The organism is Nucisporomicrobium flavum, assembly GCF_016464385.1.
Classification (GTDB): Bacteria; Actinomycetota; Actinomycetes; order Mycobacteriales; family Micromonosporaceae; genus Actinoplanes; species Actinoplanes flavus_A.
Window position 1 is genome coordinate 224,282 of sequence record NZ_JADMLH010000008.1, and the last position, 17,637, is coordinate 241,918.

Annotated in this window: 16 protein-coding genes and 1 tRNA gene; 10 read left to right on the forward strand and 7 right to left on the reverse strand. The window is 70.6% G+C overall.

What is annotated here, in order from left to right:
- Positions 1-206 precede the first annotated feature (206 nt).
- The 3 genes from IT780_RS20895 to IT780_RS20905 all read left to right on the forward strand — a co-directional run bounded on the left by IT780_RS20895 (position 207) and on the right by IT780_RS20905 (position 2,062).
- A complete protein-coding gene (locus IT780_RS20895; RefSeq protein WP_199513435.1) occupies positions 207-1,088 on the forward strand; it encodes a helix-turn-helix domain-containing protein in 882 nt (293 codons plus the stop codon).
- Positions 1,052-1,276, forward strand: coding sequence for a DUF397 domain-containing protein (locus IT780_RS20900; protein ID WP_199513290.1), 225 nt, complete (start codon positions 1,052-1,054; stop codon positions 1,274-1,276). Before IT780_RS20895 ends, IT780_RS20900 begins: the two co-directional genes overlap by 37 nt.
- Before the next feature lie 333 nt (positions 1,277-1,609).
- Positions 1,610-2,062, forward strand: coding sequence for a hypothetical protein (locus IT780_RS20905; RefSeq protein WP_199513291.1), 453 nt, complete (start codon positions 1,610-1,612; stop codon positions 2,060-2,062).
- 104 nt (positions 2,063-2,166) lie between these two features.
- On the opposite strand, the gene IT780_RS20910 is transcribed toward IT780_RS20905, so the two are convergent.
- The 4 genes from IT780_RS20910 to IT780_RS20925 form a co-directional block, all read right to left on the reverse strand.
- The gene (locus IT780_RS20910) at positions 2,167-2,856 is read right to left on the reverse strand and encodes a hypothetical protein (protein ID WP_199513292.1); all 690 of its coding nucleotides are present in this window, start codon (positions 2,854-2,856) and stop codon (positions 2,167-2,169) included.
- Positions 2,857-3,178: 322 nt separating this feature from the next.
- Entirely contained in the window at positions 3,179-4,000 is an 822-nt protein-coding gene (locus tag IT780_RS20915; RefSeq protein ID WP_372443746.1) for a WecB/TagA/CpsF family glycosyltransferase, read from the reverse strand.
- On the reverse strand, positions 3,982-5,055 hold the full coding sequence (locus IT780_RS20920) for an NAD-dependent epimerase/dehydratase family protein (protein WP_199513293.1): 1,074 nt from the start codon (positions 5,053-5,055) through the stop codon (positions 3,982-3,984). Before IT780_RS20920 ends, IT780_RS20915 begins: the two co-directional genes overlap by 19 nt.
- Before the next feature lie 495 nt (positions 5,056-5,550).
- A tRNA-Leu gene (locus IT780_RS20925) sits at positions 5,551-5,633 on the reverse strand.
- 168 nt (positions 5,634-5,801) lie between these two features.
- Between IT780_RS20925 and IT780_RS20930 the strand changes: the two genes are divergently transcribed.
- The 7 genes from IT780_RS20930 to pknB all read left to right on the forward strand — a co-directional run bounded on the left by IT780_RS20930 (position 5,802) and on the right by pknB (position 14,692).
- Positions 5,802-6,584 (forward strand): FHA domain-containing protein, encoded by a 783-nt coding sequence (locus IT780_RS20930; protein WP_106128832.1) that lies wholly within the window; start codon positions 5,802-5,804, stop codon positions 6,582-6,584.
- 5 nt (positions 6,585-6,589) lie between these two features.
- The gene (locus IT780_RS20935; RefSeq protein WP_199513294.1) at positions 6,590-7,072 is read left to right on the forward strand and encodes an FHA domain-containing protein FhaB/FipA; all 483 of its coding nucleotides are present in this window, start codon (positions 6,590-6,592) and stop codon (positions 7,070-7,072) included.
- Positions 7,069-8,496: a PP2C family protein-serine/threonine phosphatase gene (locus IT780_RS20940; RefSeq protein ID WP_199513295.1), complete on the forward strand. Its 1,428-nt coding sequence runs from the start codon at positions 7,069-7,071 to the stop codon at positions 8,494-8,496. The genes IT780_RS20935 and IT780_RS20940 overlap by 4 nt, the downstream gene beginning before the upstream one ends.
- 80 nt (positions 8,497-8,576) lie before the next feature.
- Positions 8,577-10,031 carry an FtsW/RodA/SpoVE family cell cycle protein gene (locus tag IT780_RS20945; protein WP_199513296.1) on the forward strand — a complete coding sequence of 485 codons (1,455 nt, stop codon included), beginning with the start codon at positions 8,577-8,579 and terminating at the stop codon, positions 10,029-10,031.
- The gene (locus IT780_RS20950; protein WP_199513297.1) at positions 10,028-11,530 is read left to right on the forward strand and encodes a peptidoglycan D,D-transpeptidase FtsI family protein; all 1,503 of its coding nucleotides are present in this window, start codon (positions 10,028-10,030) and stop codon (positions 11,528-11,530) included. Before IT780_RS20945 ends, IT780_RS20950 begins: the two co-directional genes overlap by 4 nt.
- A gap of 1 nt (position 11,531) precedes the next feature.
- Positions 11,532-12,881, forward strand: coding sequence for a serine/threonine-protein kinase (locus IT780_RS20955; RefSeq protein ID WP_199513298.1), 1,350 nt, complete (start codon positions 11,532-11,534; stop codon positions 12,879-12,881).
- Positions 12,878-14,692, forward strand: a complete 1,815-nt coding sequence (pknB, locus tag IT780_RS20960; protein ID WP_199513299.1) for a Stk1 family PASTA domain-containing Ser/Thr kinase — start codon at positions 12,878-12,880, stop codon at positions 14,690-14,692. The genes IT780_RS20955 and pknB overlap by 4 nt, the downstream gene beginning before the upstream one ends.
- Before the next feature lie 63 nt (positions 14,693-14,755).
- Here pknB and IT780_RS20965 read toward each other — a convergent pair whose 3' ends face one another.
- From IT780_RS20965 to IT780_RS42745, 3 genes are read right to left on the reverse strand one after another with little or no spacing between them, the layout of a single operon-like run.
- Positions 14,756-15,406, reverse strand: a complete 651-nt coding sequence (locus tag IT780_RS20965) for an aminodeoxychorismate/anthranilate synthase component II (protein WP_199513300.1) — start codon at positions 15,404-15,406, stop codon at positions 14,756-14,758.
- 5 nt (positions 15,407-15,411) lie between these two features.
- Complete coding sequence (locus tag IT780_RS20970) at positions 15,412-15,705, reverse strand: hypothetical protein (protein WP_199513301.1); 294 nt, start codon at positions 15,703-15,705, stop codon at positions 15,412-15,414.
- A 9-nt stretch (positions 15,706-15,714) separates the two neighbouring features.
- Positions 15,715-17,115, reverse strand: coding sequence for a class E sortase (locus IT780_RS42745; protein ID WP_307831288.1), 1,401 nt, complete (start codon positions 17,113-17,115; stop codon positions 15,715-15,717).
- Between the last annotated feature and the right edge of the window lie 522 nt (positions 17,116-17,637).

A 17,637-nucleotide genomic window follows, 5' to 3' on the forward strand; every position in this document is an offset into this window, starting at 1 on the left:
CCGCTTCACCGAGAACACTCAGTGATGCCTGCCATACGCAAAGATTGCACCACCCCGAGGATCGATGCAAGTTGCACGTCAGCCGAACGTGACCAAGTGATCACTGTCGACGCTTGAAGGATCAAGAGATCACCAGAGAGACTGGAACCGACAAACGCCGTACGGCGGAGCATCTCGCCGTTTCCACCGTCGTACCGGAGGTGAGCGTGAATCCCCGCCGCAGCCCCACCATCCGCCGTCGTCGCCTCGGTGCTGAACTGCGCAGACATCGCGACGGCGCCGGCGTGACGATCGAGGTCGTCGCCGATCGGCTCGGGTGTTCACCGTCCAAGGTGTCCCGGATCGAGACCGGCCACACCAGCGCGACGCCCCGCGATGTTCAGGACATGTTGGACATTTACGGCGTGCATGGCACAGAAGCCGAAGAATTGGTTCAGATTGCCAAGGAAGCGCGGCAAAAAGGGTGGTGGCACCCGTTCAGCACGGTGCTCACCGGCGCCTATGTGGGGCTGGAGGCCGCGGCGAAGTCGATCCGGGCGTACGAGCAGCAGGTGGTGCCCGGACTTCTGCAGACCGACAGGTATGCAATTGCGATGATTCGGGCCGCCCGACCGGGTGACACCGACCAAGAAATAGAGCAACGGGTACGAGTCCGGATGGCTCGCCAAGCGTTATTGATTCAGGACGATCCGATCGATCTTTGGGTGGTGCTCGATGAGGCGGTGGTGAGCCGGCCGGTCGGCGGCGACGAGGTCATGCGGGACCAATTGGTTCACCTGGCCCGGATGAGCGAGCTGCCGAACGTGACCCTTCAGATCCTGCCGTTCGCGGTGGGAGCGCACGCCGGGATGGACGGCACGTTCGCGATCCTCGACTTTCCCGATGTCGAGGACCCGGACGTGGTGTTCGCGGAGAACGCGACCGGCGGGCTCTTTCTGGAGAAGACCGACGAACTCCGCAAGTACAACTCCATCTTCGAGACCATCCGGGCGACGGCCCTCTCACCGGAGGAGTCCAGGAACATGATCGCAATGCTGGCAGAGGAGCCATTGTGGAAGTCGAGACCAAGGGTTTCCGGATCGATTTGAGCCGTGCGCAGTGGTTCAAGAGCACCCGTAGCGGCCCGAACTGCGACAACTGCGTCGAGGTGGCGTTCGTCGACGAGGCCATCGCGGTGCGCGACTCGAAGAACCCCACCGGACCTGCGCTGATCTTCACCGCCGACGAATGGGACGCGTTCGTGGGTGGCGCCAAGGACGGCGAGTTCGACCTGTAGGAACGGATTCCCGGAGCCTGACGAACGGGCCGGGCGAGAACGAAACGGCGACCCGCTCCCCGCGTGCCCCCGACCGACCCGCCCACCGGGCCGGACATGGCGCCGGTGAGCGGGTCGATCCGCGTCCGGGCCGGAAAAGCCCCGTCATCGATGACGAACAGCGCCCGCCCCATTTTCGCCGGATTTGTACCGTCGCCCGCCGCGACCCGCATCGTTGAACGCCTTAAGCGCGGACCGGACCGCGCCGGCGAACTGCCGTCGCCCGTACGGCTGACCGTCCCCCTCGTGACGGTGCGGGCAGGGCTGACTCAACGAGCGAGGCAAGGCGAGAACATGACGATTGGTTCCGACAACCTGAGCAACGGATCTTCGAGCGCGCAGGACCGGTTCAGCGGCGGCGTGAGCGCGTACCGGCAGAACCGGCGTGAAGCGGCGCTGGCCGACAACGGTGACGGCGAGCTGGTTCCCCGCGGCGGCGGGCCGAGCCTGTCCTCGTCGGGCCTGCCGACCCGTACGCCCATCGAGCCGACCAGCGCCCTGGACCGCGCGGCCAAGCTGCCGTCGCTGGACCTGCAGGGCCTCACCGAGCCGGTGTTCCCGTCGGGCGGCTGGGTGGACGCCGGCCCCTCGCAGTCCATGGCCGATCACCCGCTGCTCCGCGGCCTGCTGCTCGAGCTCCCGGCGCGCGGCACGATGCCCGCGTCGGACTGGCTCGACCGCTGGTTCGAGGCGGCGCGCTCGATCCTCGAACTGCTCTACGTGCAGGAAGCCAAGCGCGGGCAGTAGCCGTCCCGGACCGCAGCCGGCGGGCGACGCAGCCGGATCGCGCAGCCGGCGGGGGAGGCGGGCCGATCGCGCAGCCGGCGGGTAGGGCGAGGGCCGGGACGTGATCAGGCGGCGAGGTCGACCTCGTGTGCCGCAGGTGCCGCCGGGGCTGCGACCGGGCGCGGCTCGTCGGGGAGGGCCGCGTACGCCTCGGCGCGCTGCTGGGTGACCGGCAGCGGGCGGAGCCGCCGCCGTCCGATGGGTGCCAGCACCGCGAGGTTGAGGCGGCTGTGCCGGACCGCGTGGCGGATGGCCAGGGCCAGCACGGCGAGGCCGGTCACGGTGAGGACGATGCCGGCGATGTCCGCGCCGGGTACCTCCACGATGCCCGCCGCGATCGGGATGCCGATCAGCGTGGCCAGGCCGGTCACCTGCAGGGGCGTCGCGACCAGCGGGTGCGCCGCCGCGGCGCGCAGGGCCGGCGGAACGGGCGTGAGCGGGGCGGTGGCGAACGTGGCCGCGCCGCGCCGGAGCTGCGTCAGGCGGCGAGCGGTCACGGTCACGACGACCAGCGCCGGCACGGCCGGGAGGAGAGCCGCGGACGGCGCTGCCGACTCGCCGGGCAGCAGGCCGGTGATCACGGGAACGGCGAGGAACACCGCGACGCCGGCACCGACCATCGTGGACAGCGCCCCGGCGCGCCGCCGGAGCTCCCGGGCCGTACGGGCGGCCGGCAGGGTGTCGGCGAGCAGCCCGGCGGTCAGCCAGACCGCGGCCAGGGTGCCGACGAGGATGAGGTCCGTCGTGGTGTTCACATCGACAGACTTCACCTGCGGCGCAACCCGCAAAACCGGGATATCACCGGACCCGGGTCCCCTAGGGGTGATCGCGAAACGGCCTGTGAGCGCCGTATTACTGTGCGCTCTCATTCCAACGGGCGAAGTGGACATTGGCCCCTGTTGCGACCGTGACCCTTGTCCTAGTGTCGAGTGCCAGACGTCCCGCGATGCATCGGCGATTTGTCCGGAGAGGGCGATCCCGGATGTGCGGGCGACGGGCTCGACCTGGGGAGGTCGGCCGGGATCCCTCGCGTGTGCGGCGCGGGGTCCCGGCGCCGCCCGGCGGGGAGCCGGGGGCTCAGACCGCGAACGACGTGACCGGCTCGCTGGTCGGCGCCGGCGGCTTCGCCTTCCACAAGCCGGCCTTCTGCATCGCCAGCCGCGACACGTACGCCGGGTTCAGCAGCACGTAACGCTTCCACAGCCGCTTGGGCTCGAGGCCGAGCCGCCACAGCCATTCCAGCGCGTACTTCTGCATCCACGCCGGCGGGTTCTTCAGCAGCCCGGCGTGGTAGTCGAACGCCGCCCCGACCGCCAGCAACGGCATGTCCAGCAGCGGGCGCATCGCGTACGCCCAGATCTCCTGCCGGGGGCAACCCAGGCCGACCAGGACGATCCGCGCGCCCGACGCCTTGATCCGGTCGGCGATCTCCGCCTCCTCGCCGGGGCGGTTGCTGCGGAACTTGGAGGCCTCGACGCCGGCGAGCTTGAGCGCCGGGAACATCCGCTCCAGCGCCGGTACCAGCTTCTCGAGGGTCGGCTCGGTGGACCCGTACAGGTAGACGGGCAGGCCCTCAGCCGCGGCCTGGCGCAGGACGCGCAGCGTGAGTTCGGGGCCGTAGACGCGGTCCGTCAGGCCGGCGTGGTGCACCAGGTTGAGCGCGCCGCGTACGGGCTGGCCGTCGGGGGTCACCAGGTCGAAGGAGTTCAGCCGGGCGTTGTGCGCCTTGTCCTGCACGCCGGTCATGACGCCGTGCACGGCCAGCGCGGTCACCGCGTAGTGCCGGCGCTCCCGGGCGGCCTCGATGATCTTCGCCGTGGCGGCGTCGTAATCCACGGCGTCGACGAGGACGCCGAGCACGTTGCGCTTGCCCTGGTCGATCATGACGCGGGGACCCACTTGTCGACGTTGGCCTCGTAGATCTCCTGGAGGATCATCGGCACGTCGTAGACCTGCTTCCACTCCGGGTAGTCGGCCTGGAAGGCGGCCATCGAGCCGATCCACCACTGGTGGTCGCCGATGCGGTTGTCGTCCACGTACTCGGTGATCATCTCGGTGCCGCTGATCTTCGCCGCGATCGCGAACGCCTCGAGGTTGGAGCAGTTGGAGTGGCGGCCGCCGCCGAGGTTGTAGACCTTCGCCGAGCCGGGGTTGCGGAAGAACGCCTCGAACGCGCTCAGCACGTCGTGGCTGTGGATCGCGTCGCGGACCTGCTTGCCCTTGTAGCCGAAGATCCGGTACGTGCGCCGCTCCATGTTGGCGCGCATCACGTACCCGAGGAAGCCGTGCAGCTCCGTGGCGGAGTGCGCGGGCCCGGTGAGCGTGCCCCCGCGGAAGATCGCGGTCTTCATGCCGAAGTAGCGGCCGTACTCCTGCGCCATCACGTCGGCCGCCACCTTCGACGCACCGAAGATGGAGTGCAGGCAGTTGTCGATCGACATGTCTTCGGTGATGCCGTTGTAGTACGGGTGCGCCGGGTCGAGCTCCCAGCGCGTCTCCTGCTCGATCAGCGGCAGCCGGTTGGGGGTGTCGCCGTACACCTTGTTGGTGGAGCAGTGGATGAACGGCGCCTCGATGCAGTGGTCGCGCGTGTTCTGCAGCATCGTCAGCGTGCCGCCGGCATTCACATCGAAGTCCGTGTACGGGTCCCGCACGGCCCAGTCGTGCGACGGCTGCGCGGCGGTGTGGATCACCACCGCGATGTCCTTGCCGTACTTCTTGAAGATCCGTGCGACCGCGTCCCGGTCCCGGATGTCCACCCCGTGGTGCTCGTACGAGGACCCCAGCTCGGTGCTCAGCCGCTGCACGTTCCACGCGGTCGACGCCTCGGCCCCGAAGAACTCCTGCCGCATATCGTTGTCGATCCCGACCACGTCAAGTCCGAGCCCGGCGAAGTGCCGAACCGCCTCCGACCCGATGAGACCACCTGATCCGGTTACCAGAGCAACGGCCACGAGCGAATCTCCAGACGCCTAGGCACCAAAAAACAAGACGAGAGCATAACGCCCCCACGCCCACCCATCCGATTCACCCGAACGAGGCGAACAAGCGAGACGAGCGAAGCGATGTCGGTCACGAACCACAACCCGTACCCAAAGAGGGCCGAGCCCCACCCCCGCCCACGGGCGACCACCGCACGGTGGGTTGAGGGTGACGGACGCCCTCGGGGTGACCACCGCACGGTGGGTTGAGGGTGACGGACGCCCCCCGGGGTGACCACCGCACGGTGGGTTGAGGGTGACGGACGCCCCCCGGGGTGACCACCGCACGGTGGGTTGAGGGTGACGGACGTCCTCGGGGTGACCACCGCACCGTGGGTTGAGGGTGACGGACGCCCCTCAGGGTGACCACCGCACCGTGGGGTTTCCGGGGGCTCGGCCCCCGGAGCAGACAAAAAAGAGCGACCCCCGCTCCGCGCTTTCCGCGGACAGGGGCCACCCGGTCGCTCGTGGGGATGGGGGGAGTTGAACCCCCACGTCCTTTCGGACACACGGACCTGAACCGTGCGCGTCTGCCATTCCGCCACATCCCCGTGGCACTGCGTTAGCCGGAACAGACTACGCTGTCCCTCGTTACATCGCGAGCAGGTACTGCCCTCGACGCCAGGGAAGATTAGCACGGCGCCGAGGGCCGTTATACGAGGGTCAGGAGCGACCGGCCGCTCGCCGCAGTGATGCGGAAGCGGCGGCCGGATACCATCATGTCCTCGGAACCCGAGGAGGAGCCGGTGAGCGTGCTGCAGCGCTTTGAGAAGCGGTTGGAAGGCCTGGTCGAGGGGGCCTTCGCGAAGGTGTTCAAGGGTGTCGTGCACCCGGTGGAGATTCTGAATGCCATGCAGCGGGAGGCCGAGGCGCACAAGGCTATCCTCGCTGGTGGCCGGACTCTCGTGCCGAACCGCTACGTGATCGATCTCTCGCCGTACGACCACAGCCGGCTGGCGCCGTACGCCGCTGCACTGGCCCAGGAGCTGGCCCAGTCGCAGGCGGAGTTCATCGGTGAGCAGGCCTGGACGGTGTACGGCGACGTGATCGTCGAGATCGAGCGGGGCGACGGGCTGGACACGGGCATGTTCCGGGTCACGGCGGAGGTGTACACCGGCGGCGAGGTCGCCCCGGTGCAGCAGCCTGCCTATGACGCGCAGCCCGCGTATTCGCCGTACGACCAGCAGCCGGGCGGCTACCAGCAGCACGGGCACAACGGCCGGAACGTGGGCCTCGTGTCCGGTGACGGCCGGACGTACCCGCTGCAGATGGGTTCCACGGTGATCGGCCGGGGTGACCAGGCCAATCTGCGCCTGCCGGATGTCGGCATCTCGCGCCGGCACGCCCGGCTGGACTACGACGGCAGCCAGGTGGTGCTGACCGATCTGGGTTCGACGAACGGCACGATGGTCAACGGTCAGCGCGTGTCGGCCGTGGCCCTCAACCCGGGCGACATGATCCAGTTGGGCACCACCACGTTGACGTTCCGAGTGGACGGCTAGCGACCTTGCCCGAATTCGTCCTCACCGTCGCCCGCTTCGGCTTCCTCATCCTGCTGTGGATCTTCGTGTTCACGGTGGTGGGGGTGATCCGGAAGGATCTCTTCGCCGGCGTCCGGTCCAAGAGCATCGTCGCCACACCTCGCGGGGTGGGTGGGGTGATGGCTCCTGGCCGGCCGGCGAAGGCGAAGCGTGGCAAGACGGCGCGACAACTCGTCGTGACCGCCGGTCAGCTCGCCGGCACCCGGATCACGCTCGGTGAGGCACAAATCACGATAGGGCGCGCCGAGGATTCCACGCTGGTCATCACCGATGACTTCGCGTCGGCCCGGCACGCCCGGCTCGTTCCGCGCGATGGCCAGTGGTTCGTCGAGGATCTCGGCTCGACGAACGGCACCTATCTCGATCGCGGTAAGGTCTCCGGACCTACTCCCGTCCCGCTTGGCGTGCCGATCCGGATCGGCCGCACTTCTCTCGAGTTACGGCCATGACTCTCACCCTGCGCTATGCCGCCCAGAGCGACCGCGGTCTGATCCGTGACGGAAACCAGGATTCCGTCTACGCCGGACCGCGGCTGCTTGCCGTCGCCGACGGCATGGGCGGCATGGCCGCCGGTGACGTCGCCAGCAACATCGTCATCGCCGCCATGGCGCCGCTCGACGAGGACGTGCCCGGTGACGCGCTCGTCGACGCCCTGCGGCACGCGGTCGGCACTGCCAACCAGCAGCTACGCGACACCGTCGACGCCAACCCGCAGCTCGAGGGCATGGGCACGACGCTGACCGCGGTGCTCTTCTCCGGCACGAAGATCGGCATGGTGCACATCGGCGACTCGCGCGCCTACATGCTGCGCCAGGGCGAGTTCTCGCAGATCACCAAGGACGACACGTACGTCCAGATGCTGGTCGACGAGGGCCGGATCAGCCCGGAGGAGGCGAGCAGCCATCCGCAGCGCTCGCTGCTGACGCGGGCGCTCGACGGCCGCGACATCGACCCGGAGTATTCGGTCCGCCAGGTGCTGAAGGGCGACCGCTACCTGATCTGCAGCGACGGGCTCTCGGGTGTGGTGAGCGCGGAGACCATCGGCGACGCCATGCGGGACATCCCGGATCCGCAGGCCTGCGTGGAGCGCCTCGTGCAGCTGGCGCTGCGTGGCGGCGGCCCCGACAACATCACCGTGGTCATCGCCGACGCGACCGACGCGGACATCATGGAGCAGTCGCCGATAGTGGGTGGCGCCGCGGCCCGCGACCGCGGCAACTCGACAGTGGCGGACAGCTCCACCGCCGCGGCCCGAGCGGCCGCGCTGCAGGCACCGCCGCGGCCGGCCCAGCCGGAGGGCGCGGCGTACGAGCGGGACGAGCCCGAGCAGCCGAAGCGGCACCCCGTGCGGACGAGCCTGCTGGTGCTGCTGCTCCTGGCCGTGCTCGGCGGCGGCCTGTGGATGGGCTGGCGGTACACCCAGGACCAGTACTACGTCGGCGCGACCGACGAGGGCCAGCTTGCGATCTTCCAGGGCGTGCCCGGGCAGATCGCCGGCCTCGACCTGTCCAGCGTCGCCGAGACCAGCCCGGCCCGGCTCGACGACCTCACCACGGTCGCGCAGGACCGGGTGAAGCAGGGCATCCACGCCGACAGCAGGCCCGACGCCCAGCGCCGGCTCTCGGAGCTGACCAGCGAGGACGCCTCGAACCCCAACCTGAAGCCGGTGTGCACGCCGAGCAGCGCGCCTCCGTCCACCACGCCGCCGCCGAGGCCCTCGGGCTCGACGGCCGCCGGGAAGACCACGGCTCCCACTCGAAGCACCACCTCCTCGGTGCCCGATCTCGCGCCCGCCACCACGCCGGACGCTCTGCCCTCGGAACCGACCCCGCCGGTCAACAGCGACCCGGTCGGGTGCCGGCCCGTCGACTGAGCGCCGCCCGACCGACGTCTGGGGATCTCCTCTTGACCGCGCCCGCCCTCCCGGCTCCCACACCCGCGTCCACGGGTGAGATGCCGCGTGTCCCGGGCACGAAGACGAGACGCAACTCGGAGCTCGTCCTCCTGCTGCTGGCGATGGCGATCGTGGCGATCTTCGGCGCCACGGCCGAGGCCAATCAGCTCGACAAGATCACGTCGACCTTCTGGGTGCAGGCGGCCCTGCTCGGCGTCCTGTTCCTGGCGCTGCACGTGGTCGTGCGCTTCACCGCGCCGTATGCGGACCCGGTGCTGATCCCCACTGTCGCGCTGATCAACGGCCTGGGCGTGGGCTTCCTGCGGCGCATGGACATCGAACGGGCGATCGCCCGCAAGGAGCCGATCCCTGGCATGTTCGCCGGCACGGGCGGCCGCCAGCTGATGTGGACACTGTTCGCGCTGATCCTGGCGGCGGTGCTGCTGCTGGTCATCCGGGACCACAAGGTCGTCTCGCGGTACGCGTACACGCTGGGCCTGGTCGGTATCGTCCTGGTGATGATCCCGGCGGTGCTGCCGCCCTCGATCTCCGAGGTCAACGGCGCGCGCCTGTGGATCAAGCTGGGCGCCTTCTCGATCCAGCCGGGTGAGTTCGCGAAGCTGGCGCTGGTGTCCTTCTTCGCCTACTACCTCGTGCGCAAGCGGGAGGTGCTGTCGCTGGCGAGCCGCCGGTTCCTCGGCATCGACTTCCCGCGCGGCCGCGACCTCGGCCCGGTCGTCACGGTGTGGCTGCTCTCGCTGCTCGTCCTCGTCTTCGAGAAGGACCTCGGTACGGCGCTGCTGTACTTCGGCCTGTTCGTCGTGACGCTGTACGTGGCCACCGAGCGGGCGAGCTGGCTGATCATCGGTCTGCTGATGTTCTTCGGCGGCGTCTACGTGGCGTACCTGCTGGGCGCGTCCGTCGGCGGCCCGTTCGCCAACTTCTACGACCGCGCCTCGGTGTGGCTCGACCCGTTCGCGCCGAAGTTCTACAACCGCGAGTTCGGCGGCAGCTACCAGCTCGTGCAGGGGCTGCTGGGCCTCGGCACGGGCGGGCTGTTCGGGTCCGGTGCCGGCGCGGGCTCGCCGTGGCTGGTGCCCGAGGTGCGTACCGACTTCATCTTCGCCGGGCTGGGCGAGGAGATCGGCCTGTTCGGCCTGTCCGCCCTGCTGGTCTGCTACCTGCTCATCGTGGAGCGCGGCCTGCGCGCGGCGCTGGGCGTACGCGACTCCTTCGGCAAGCTGGTCGCCGGCGGCCTGGCGTTCACGCTCGGCTTGCAGGTGTTCGTCATCCTCGGTGGCATCACCGGCCTGATCCCGCTTACCGGTCAGACCACGCCGTTCCTGTCCGCCGGTGGTTCGTCGTTGATGGCCAACTGGCTGCTCATCGCGATGCTGTTGCGCATCTCCGACGCGGCGCGCGGGCCGGTGACGGGCGGGCCGGCCGCCCAGGCCGGACCGAAACAACCACCCGCCCAGCTGCACGGCGCCATGACGGAGGTGATCAAGCCGTGAACGCCCCTCTCCGCCGGGCCGGCGTGGTCATCCTCGTGCTGTTCGCGCTGCTCTTCGCCAACCTGAACTGGGTGCAGGCGTACAAGGCCGACGACTACCGCACCAGCGACTACAACGGCCGGGTGCAGGTCGCCGAGTACGAGATCCCCCGCGGCGTCATCGAGGCGGGCGGCCAGCCGCTGGCCGAGAGCAAGGCCACCGACGGCACGCTCAAATACCTGCGGGTCTACCCGGACAAGCAGCTGTACGCGCCCGTCATCGGCTACAAGCCGGTGAGCGGCGCCGAGGTGGGCATCGAGCGCAGCGAGAACGAGTTCCTCTCCGGTGCCAGCGACAAGCTGTTCGCCGACCGGATCAGCGCCATGTTCACCGGCGACGAGCCGGGCGGCGGCAACGTCGTCCTCTCGATCATCCCGAAGGCGCAGGAGACCGCCTGGAAGCAGCTCACGAACAACGAGCGCGGCGCCAAGAAGGGGTCCGCGGTCGCCATCGACCCGCGCACCGGCGCGATCCAGGCGATGGTGTCCATGCCGAGCTACGACCCGAACCCGCTGGTCAGCCACGATCCCAAGGTCGCGGCGGCGGCGTACAAGGAGCTCAACGCCGACAAGGACAAGCCGCTGCTCAACCGGGCGACGCAGGAGACGTACCCGCCCGGCTCCACGATGAAGGTCATCATCTCGGCGGCGGCGCTGAAGAACGGCTTCACCCAGAGCACCGAGATCCAGGCCGGCTCGGAGTACGTCGCGCCCGGCTCCGGCGCGCCGATCCACAACGCCGAGGCCGAGACCTGCCCGGGCGCCCGCGTCACGCTGAAGGAGGCGCTGACCGACAGCTGCAACACCGGCTTCGCCCGGCTCGGTGTCCAGCTCGGCGGCGACAAGGTCAAGAAGGAAGCCCAGGCGTGGGGCTTCGAGCAGGAAGACCTCACGATCGGCAACCTGAAGGACGGCGGCCTGCCGATCACGCCCAGCCACACCGGCGACATCCAGAACCCGGACGGCAGCACCGACCAGGCCGGTCTGGCGCAGTCGTCGATCGGGCAGAAGGACGTCCGGATGACCACCGTCCAGGGCGCGCTGATGGCCGCCACCGTCGCGAACGGCGGGCGGCAGATGCGGCCGTACCTGGTGAAGCAGGAGCTGAGCCCGGACCGCCGGGCGATCTACAACGCCAACCCCGAGGTGCTGCGGACCCCGATCAACAGCCAGGTGGCCGGCGACCTGCGGGAGATGATGGTCAGCGTCGTCGAGAACGGCACCGGCCGGCGCGCGCAGATCAACGGCTTCCAGGTCGGCGGCAAGACGGGTACGGCGCAGAACGCCGAGGGCGCCGACCCGCACGGGTGGTTCGTCGGGTTCGCCTTCAACGACAAGGGTGAACCGGTCTCGGCGGTGTGCGTCATGCTGGAGAACGTGTCCGGCGGCCACGCGAGCGCCGAGGCTGCCCGCATCTCCGGGCTCATCATGAAGGCCGCGGCCGGCGGGGGAGGGGACTGAGATGATCAGCCCTGGGGTGACCCTCGGTGGCCGGTACCGCCTGGACGAGCGGATCGCCGGCGGCGGCATGGGTGACGTGTGGCGGGGCACCGACGAGGTGCTCGGCCGTACGGTCGCCGTGAAGATCCTGCTCCCGGCCCTGCTGGACGAGCCCGGCTTCGCCGAACGGTTCCGTGGCGAGGCGCGGACCATGGCCACCATCAACCACCCCGGGGTCGTCGACGTCTACGACTACGGCAGCGACCAGCAGCTCGCGTTCCTCGTGATGGAGTACGTGGAGGGCGACGCGCTCTCGCGCACCCTCAGCCGCGTCGGCCGGCTCACCCCGGCGCGCACGATGGCGCTGGTCGCGCAGGCCGCGGACGCGCTGCAGGCCGCGCACGCGAACGGGATCGTGCACCGCGACGTCAAGCCCGGCAACCTGCTGGTACGCCCGAACGGCACGCTGGTCCTCACCGACTTCGGCATCGCCCGGTCCGCCCTGGTGGGCCAGTTGACGGTGGCCGGCTCGGTGCTCGGTACGGCCTCCTACATCTCGCCCGAGCAGGCGTCCGGCGCGGTGGCCACGGCTGCCTCCGATGTGTACGCGCTGGGCGTGGTCGCGTACCAGTGCCTGTCCGGGCACCGCCCGTTCGACGGCGCCACGCCGATCGAGATCGCGATGAAGCACGTCCGCGACAACCCGCGCCCGCTGCCGGCCGACATCCCGCCCTCGGTGCGTGCGATCGTCGAGCGGGCCATGGCCAAGGACCCGAACGCCCGGTGGCCCACCGCCTCCGCGATGGCGTCGGTGGCCCGCCAGGCCGCGTCGTCGCTGACCACGCAGGTGCATCAGCCGGCCGTGAACGGCGCCGGCAACGCGGGACGCCCGGTGGGCAGCGCGGCGCCGAACAGGCCGCACTCCGGTGGCCCCGCGGTCGCCAACCGGCCGCACTCCGGCGCGCCGACGTCCGGCCCGCCCGGGCACCCGAACGGTGGGCAGGCCCGTCCGCCGTATCCGCCCGTGCCCCGTCCGGTGTCGGGTGGACAGGGCGCGCGGGGTGCCGCCTCGGTGCCGCCGCTGCAGCAGCCGTACCGGCATCCGTCGGCCCCGCCGATGCAGCACCCGGTGATCGCGCCCGGCAAGCCGGCGGATTCGGGTGGCCGGCAGGTCCTCATCGTCCTGGCCGTGGTGCTCGCGCTGCTCGTCCTGCTCTGCGCGGGCGTGATCTCGTTCCTGCTCAAGGAGGGGAACACGACAGCGCTGGGCGCGGCCGATCACGGCGCGGCGGCGGCGTCGTACCGTCTTACGAAGCAGGCTGGTGCACCGCACAGCCTCATCCCCGCGACCGAAGGACGACAGACGTTATGACGGCGCAGGCCCGCCTGCTGGGTGGCAGGTATCAGGTCGGCGAGCTGCTCGGTTACGGCGGCATGGCCGAGGTGCACCGGGGGCGCGACCTCCGGCTCGGCCGGGACGTGGCCATCAAGATGCTCCGGTCCGACCTCGCCCGCGACGCGACCTTCCAGGAGCGGTTCCGCCGCGAGGCGCAGAACTCCGCGGCCCTCAACCACCCGGCGATCGTGGCCGTCTACGACACCGGCGAGGAGACGTCGTCCGCCGGTGAGAAGCAGCCCTTCATCGTCATGGAGTTCGTCAACGGGCGCACCCTGAAGGAGGTGCTCGCGGCCGAGCAGCGCCTGCAGCCGCGCCGCGCCCTCGAGATCATCGCCGACATCTGCGCCGCGCTCGAGTTCAGCCACCGGCACGGCATCATCCACCGCGACATCAAGCCCGGCAACGTGATGATCACGCAGAACGGGCAGGTCAAGGTCATGGACTTCGGCATCGCCCGGGCCCTGGCCAGCGGTGCCACCACGATGACGCAGACCAGCGCGGTCATCGGTACGGCCCAGTACCTCTCCCCGGAGCAGGCCCGCGGCGAGTCGGTCGACGCCCGCTCCGACGTGTACGCGGCTGGCTGTGTCCTCTTCGAACTCCTCGTCGGCCACCCGCCCTTCGTCGGCGACAGCCCGGTCAGCGTGGCGTACCAGCACGTCCGCGAGGACCCCAAGGCACCGAGCGACATCAACCGGGACGTGCCGCCGGACGTCGACGCGATCGTCCTCAAGGCGCTGGCGAAGAACCCGCTCAACCGCTACCAGAGCGCGCAGGAGATGCGCGCCGACGCCCTGCGCGCGGTAGCGGGCCGTCCCGTCATGGCGACCCCGGTGATGACCGAGGCCGAGACGATGGCGATGACCGGCCCGATGCGCCAGGCGCCCACCGCGACGACCCGCGCGATCCCGGCGGCGGCCGCCGGCCCGCGCGGTCCGCAGCCGCCGGAGCGCAAGACGTCGTCGTGGGTGATGGCGGTCCTGGCCGCTCTCGGCGTGCTGGCCGTGGTGGCGCTCGGCATCGGCCTGGTGCTGGCCAACAAGGACGGCGAGAAGGACGAGCCGCCGGCCCAGGCCACGGTCCCGAAGGTCACCGGGTATTCGGAGGACGACGCCCGGACCCGGCTGCAGCAGGCCGGCTTCACCAACATCGCTTCGGGCACACCGAAGGAGACGTCCGACTGCGAGAACAAGGTGGAGAGTCAGTCCCCCGCGGCCAACTCCACGCAGCCGGTGAGCACGACGATCACGATCACCATGTGCAAGAGCCCGTCGAAGGTGCCCGTACCGACCGGCCTCAGGGGCGGCACGGAGGAGGCGGCCCGGCAGGCGCTCCAGGCCCGCGGCCTGGTCCCGGTCATCGACCGCGTCGACAACGAGGCGCGCGAGGGCGAGGTGCTCGACGTCGAGAGCGAGGGTGAGCAGGTCGCGCCCGGCAGCAAGATCACGGTGAAGGTCTCGCGGGGCAACCTGAAGGAGATTCCGGACGTCACCGGGCAGAGCCTCGAGGTCGCCAAGGCCCGGCTCGAGGACCGCGGCTTCACCAACATCCAGGTGCAGGAGTCCCCGCAGGAGGGAACGCCCGGCACGGTGATCGAGCAGACCCCGGGCGGGAAGCAGAAGCGGAGCGTGTCGACCCGGATCACGCTGACGGTGATCGCCCAGCCGACGCCCGACCCGAGCACCCCGGACCCGGACGGCTCCACCCCGCCCGACGGCACCGGTGGCGGCGAGAACGACGGCACCGGTACCGGCACGGGCGTCGGCGGCATCTTCGGCAACTAGCACCCACGGCAGCGAAAAGCCCGGGCCTCCCCATCGGGAGCCCGGGCTTTGGTCGTGGGGCCGTCAGGCGGTGGCGAACGCCGACCGGCGGCGGGACTCCACCTCGGCGGCGAGCTCGGGGGCCCGCTCCAGCGCCGACGGCAGCCCGCACGACGCCAGCCAGTTCGCCAGCATGGTGTGGCCGCCCTCGGTCAGCACCGACTCCGGGTGGAACTGCACGCCCTCGATCGGCAGCGTGCGGTGCCGCATCGCCATCACCACGCCGGACTCCGTCCAGCCGGTCACCTCGATCTCGTCCGGCAGCGTCTCCGGGACGACCGCCAGCGAGTGGTAGCGGGTGGCGGTGAACGGGTCGGGCAGGCCGGCCAGCACGCCCGCGCCCTTGTGCTGCACCGACGAGGTCTTGCCGTGCAGCAGCTCGGGGGCCCGGGTGACCGTCGCGCCGAACGCCGCCCCGATCGCCTGATGGCCGAGGCAGACCCCGAACATCGGAAGCTTTCCGGCGTACGCGGAGATGACGTCCATCGTGATGCCGGCGCGTTCGGGCGTACCCGGTCCGGGGGAGAGCAGGACCCCCGCGGCGCCGAAGCCGCCGACCTCGGCGACCGAGATCTCGTCGTTGCGCCGCACCTCGCATTCGGCGCCGAGCTGGCCCAGGTACTGCACGAGGTTGAAGACGAACGAGTCGTAGTTGTCGATCACGAGGATGCGCACGGGGATCACCTGGTGCTCGTGGAGGGTTCGGGTTCGTTCGTGTGTTCGTTGTACGGGATCTCGTCCGGTCCCAGCTGCGCGTCGTCGCCGCCGGGCACCACGGCGTCCGGGTTCTGCTGCGCCGGGCCGCTCTGCTCGGTGCCGGTGCCGACCTGCACGTCGTCGAAGGGCAGCAGGGGCGTCGCCCACGGGAACACCACGTACCAGAGCAGCGCGCCGACCGTCACGGCCAGCACCAGCGAGCCCGTCAGCTTGCCCCACAGGCCGAAGGGCAGTTTGCGCCAGATCCACGCGTACACGGGCCCTCCCTACGCCTTCTGGATCTCTGCGGGCCGGCCCGCGTCGGGCAGCTTCGGGTCCCGCTTGAGCGTGTCCACCAGCTCGGCGTGCACGATGAGCCGCTGGTAGTTGTTGAACTTCGGGTTGCAGGTGGTCAGCGTCAGCATCGCCTTCGTGGGCTTCTTGCCGGGCTGGCCGGGTACGGGCGCGACGACCTCGACCTGCGACGGCCGTACCACCTCGCTCGAGCTGACCTTGTAGACGTACCAGCTCGAGCGCGTCTCCACGCCGATCACGTCACCGGGCTTCAGCTCGTCCAGCCGCCAGAAGATCTTGCGGATGCGGTGGCCGGCGACCGAGAAGTTGCCGACCTTGCCGGGCTGGGCGGTGTCCGGGTAGTGCCCCGGCGCGTACCGGATGTCCTGCGGCCGTACGCCGTTGACCACGACCCATTCCATGCCGAGCTTCGGGATGTACAGCCGCCCGACGAGGTTCTTGCCGGGCGCGGCGGGAGCGGCCTTCGTCGGCCCGGCGCTGGGCGCGACGGTCGGGTCGTTCCACTCCTGGTCGAGCTGGTCGGCCAGGGTGTCCTGCTCGTCCTGCACCTTCGCGGAGTTGCCGAACACCTCGTACCCGGCGAACAGCAGGATGATCAGCCCGAACGTGATCATCAGTTCGCCGGACACCCGGACGCCCGTGCGGATCCGCGAGCCCAGCGTCGGGCGGGTCAACTCGGAATACACGCTCTTGTAGCCCTCGCCGGTCTGCTCGGGCCGCAGCTTGACGACCTTCTCGCCGCGCTTCGGCTTCGGCTCCTCGGCCGGCTCGACATCCGGCTCCCGCTCGGCCGCCGCCGCGGCAGCGGCCACCGAGGCCGCACCGACCACGCCGTCCTCCTTGCCGCGGGGCCGCGCCGGCTTGGCCGGCGCCTGCGGCGGGGTCTTCTTCCGTACGGCGGGCAGCAAACCGGTCGGCGCATCGGCGGTACGGATGACAGCCGTGGCGGAAGGATCGTTCCCGCCCGCCTCCGGGCCCGGCCGGCGCGCGATGTCCGCAGCCACCGGCTCGGCGGCCACCGGCTCGTCCCGGCGTGCCCACCTGCCCCGTGGCGATGCCTCCGCGGCCTGCCGCTCGTCCCGGCGTCCCCACCGGCCCCGCGACGGCTCCTCGGCGGTCTGCGGCTCGACCAGCTCCTCCCAGGCGCTCCCGGCCGCGCTGTTCATCCAGGCGCCGGTCTCGGAGTGATCCCACCCGGTACTGGTCGAACCCGTGCCGCTCTGCCACCCGGTGCCGCCCTCGGCCGCCCGGCGACGCTCACCGCGCCACCGGTCGTCCTCGTTCAGGGTGTCGTAGCCGCCGGTGCCCTGCTGCCGGCCGGCTGGACTGCCGGCGGTCGGCCCCGGAACGCTGCCCGCGCTCTGCGGGACCACCGGATTCGGCGGAGTGACCGGGGTGGCCGGGGTGGCCGCGCTTCGCGGAATTGCCGGATCTTGCGGAGTGGCCGCGCTTCGCGGGATGACCGGGCTTCGCGGGATGACCGGGCTTCGCGGGACGGCCGGTCCGTCGGCCGGGATGCTGCCCGGGGTCTGCGGCGTGGCCGGACTCTGCGGGATGGCAGGGCTGTCGGTCCCGGTGCTCCCCGGTGCGGCGGAGCTCCCGCCGGCCGGCGCGAAGAAGTCGAAGGTCCCGGGCCTGCCGGGCGTCACACCGGGGCCTGCCGGGGCGGCATCCGAGCGCGCCCGGGCAGCAGCGGCGGCGCGGGCCACGAGCGGGTCGACCCCCGCGGCCTCACCGGTCGGCACCGACGCGCCGACGGAGGGCACCGTTGGCTGCGGTGGCACTGCCGGGCCCGCAGGCACCGGCCCTCGCACCGGCTGCGCCCCGCCGACCGGCGGGGTGGGCTGAAGAGGGCCGGCCGGCGGCGAGGGCTGAAGTGGAACCGCCGCAGCAGC

Coding starts and splice junctions, on each gene's coding strand:
- pknB (WP_199513299.1), top strand. CDS start 12,878: ATGACGGCGCAGGCCCGCCTGCTGGGTGGCAGGTATCAGGTCGGCGAG.
- IT780_RS20945 (WP_199513296.1), top strand. CDS start 8,577: ATGCCGCGTGTCCCGGGCACGAAGACGAGACGCAACTCGGAGCTCGTC.
- IT780_RS20955 (WP_199513298.1), top strand. CDS start 11,532: ATGATCAGCCCTGGGGTGACCCTCGGTGGCCGGTACCGCCTGGACGAG.
- IT780_RS20940 (WP_199513295.1), top strand. CDS start 7,069: ATGACTCTCACCCTGCGCTATGCCGCCCAGAGCGACCGCGGTCTGATC.
- IT780_RS20905 (WP_199513291.1), top strand. CDS start 1,610: ATGACGATTGGTTCCGACAACCTGAGCAACGGATCTTCGAGCGCGCAG.
- IT780_RS20930 (WP_106128832.1), top strand. CDS start 5,802: ATGTCCTCGGAACCCGAGGAGGAGCCGGTGAGCGTGCTGCAGCGCTTT.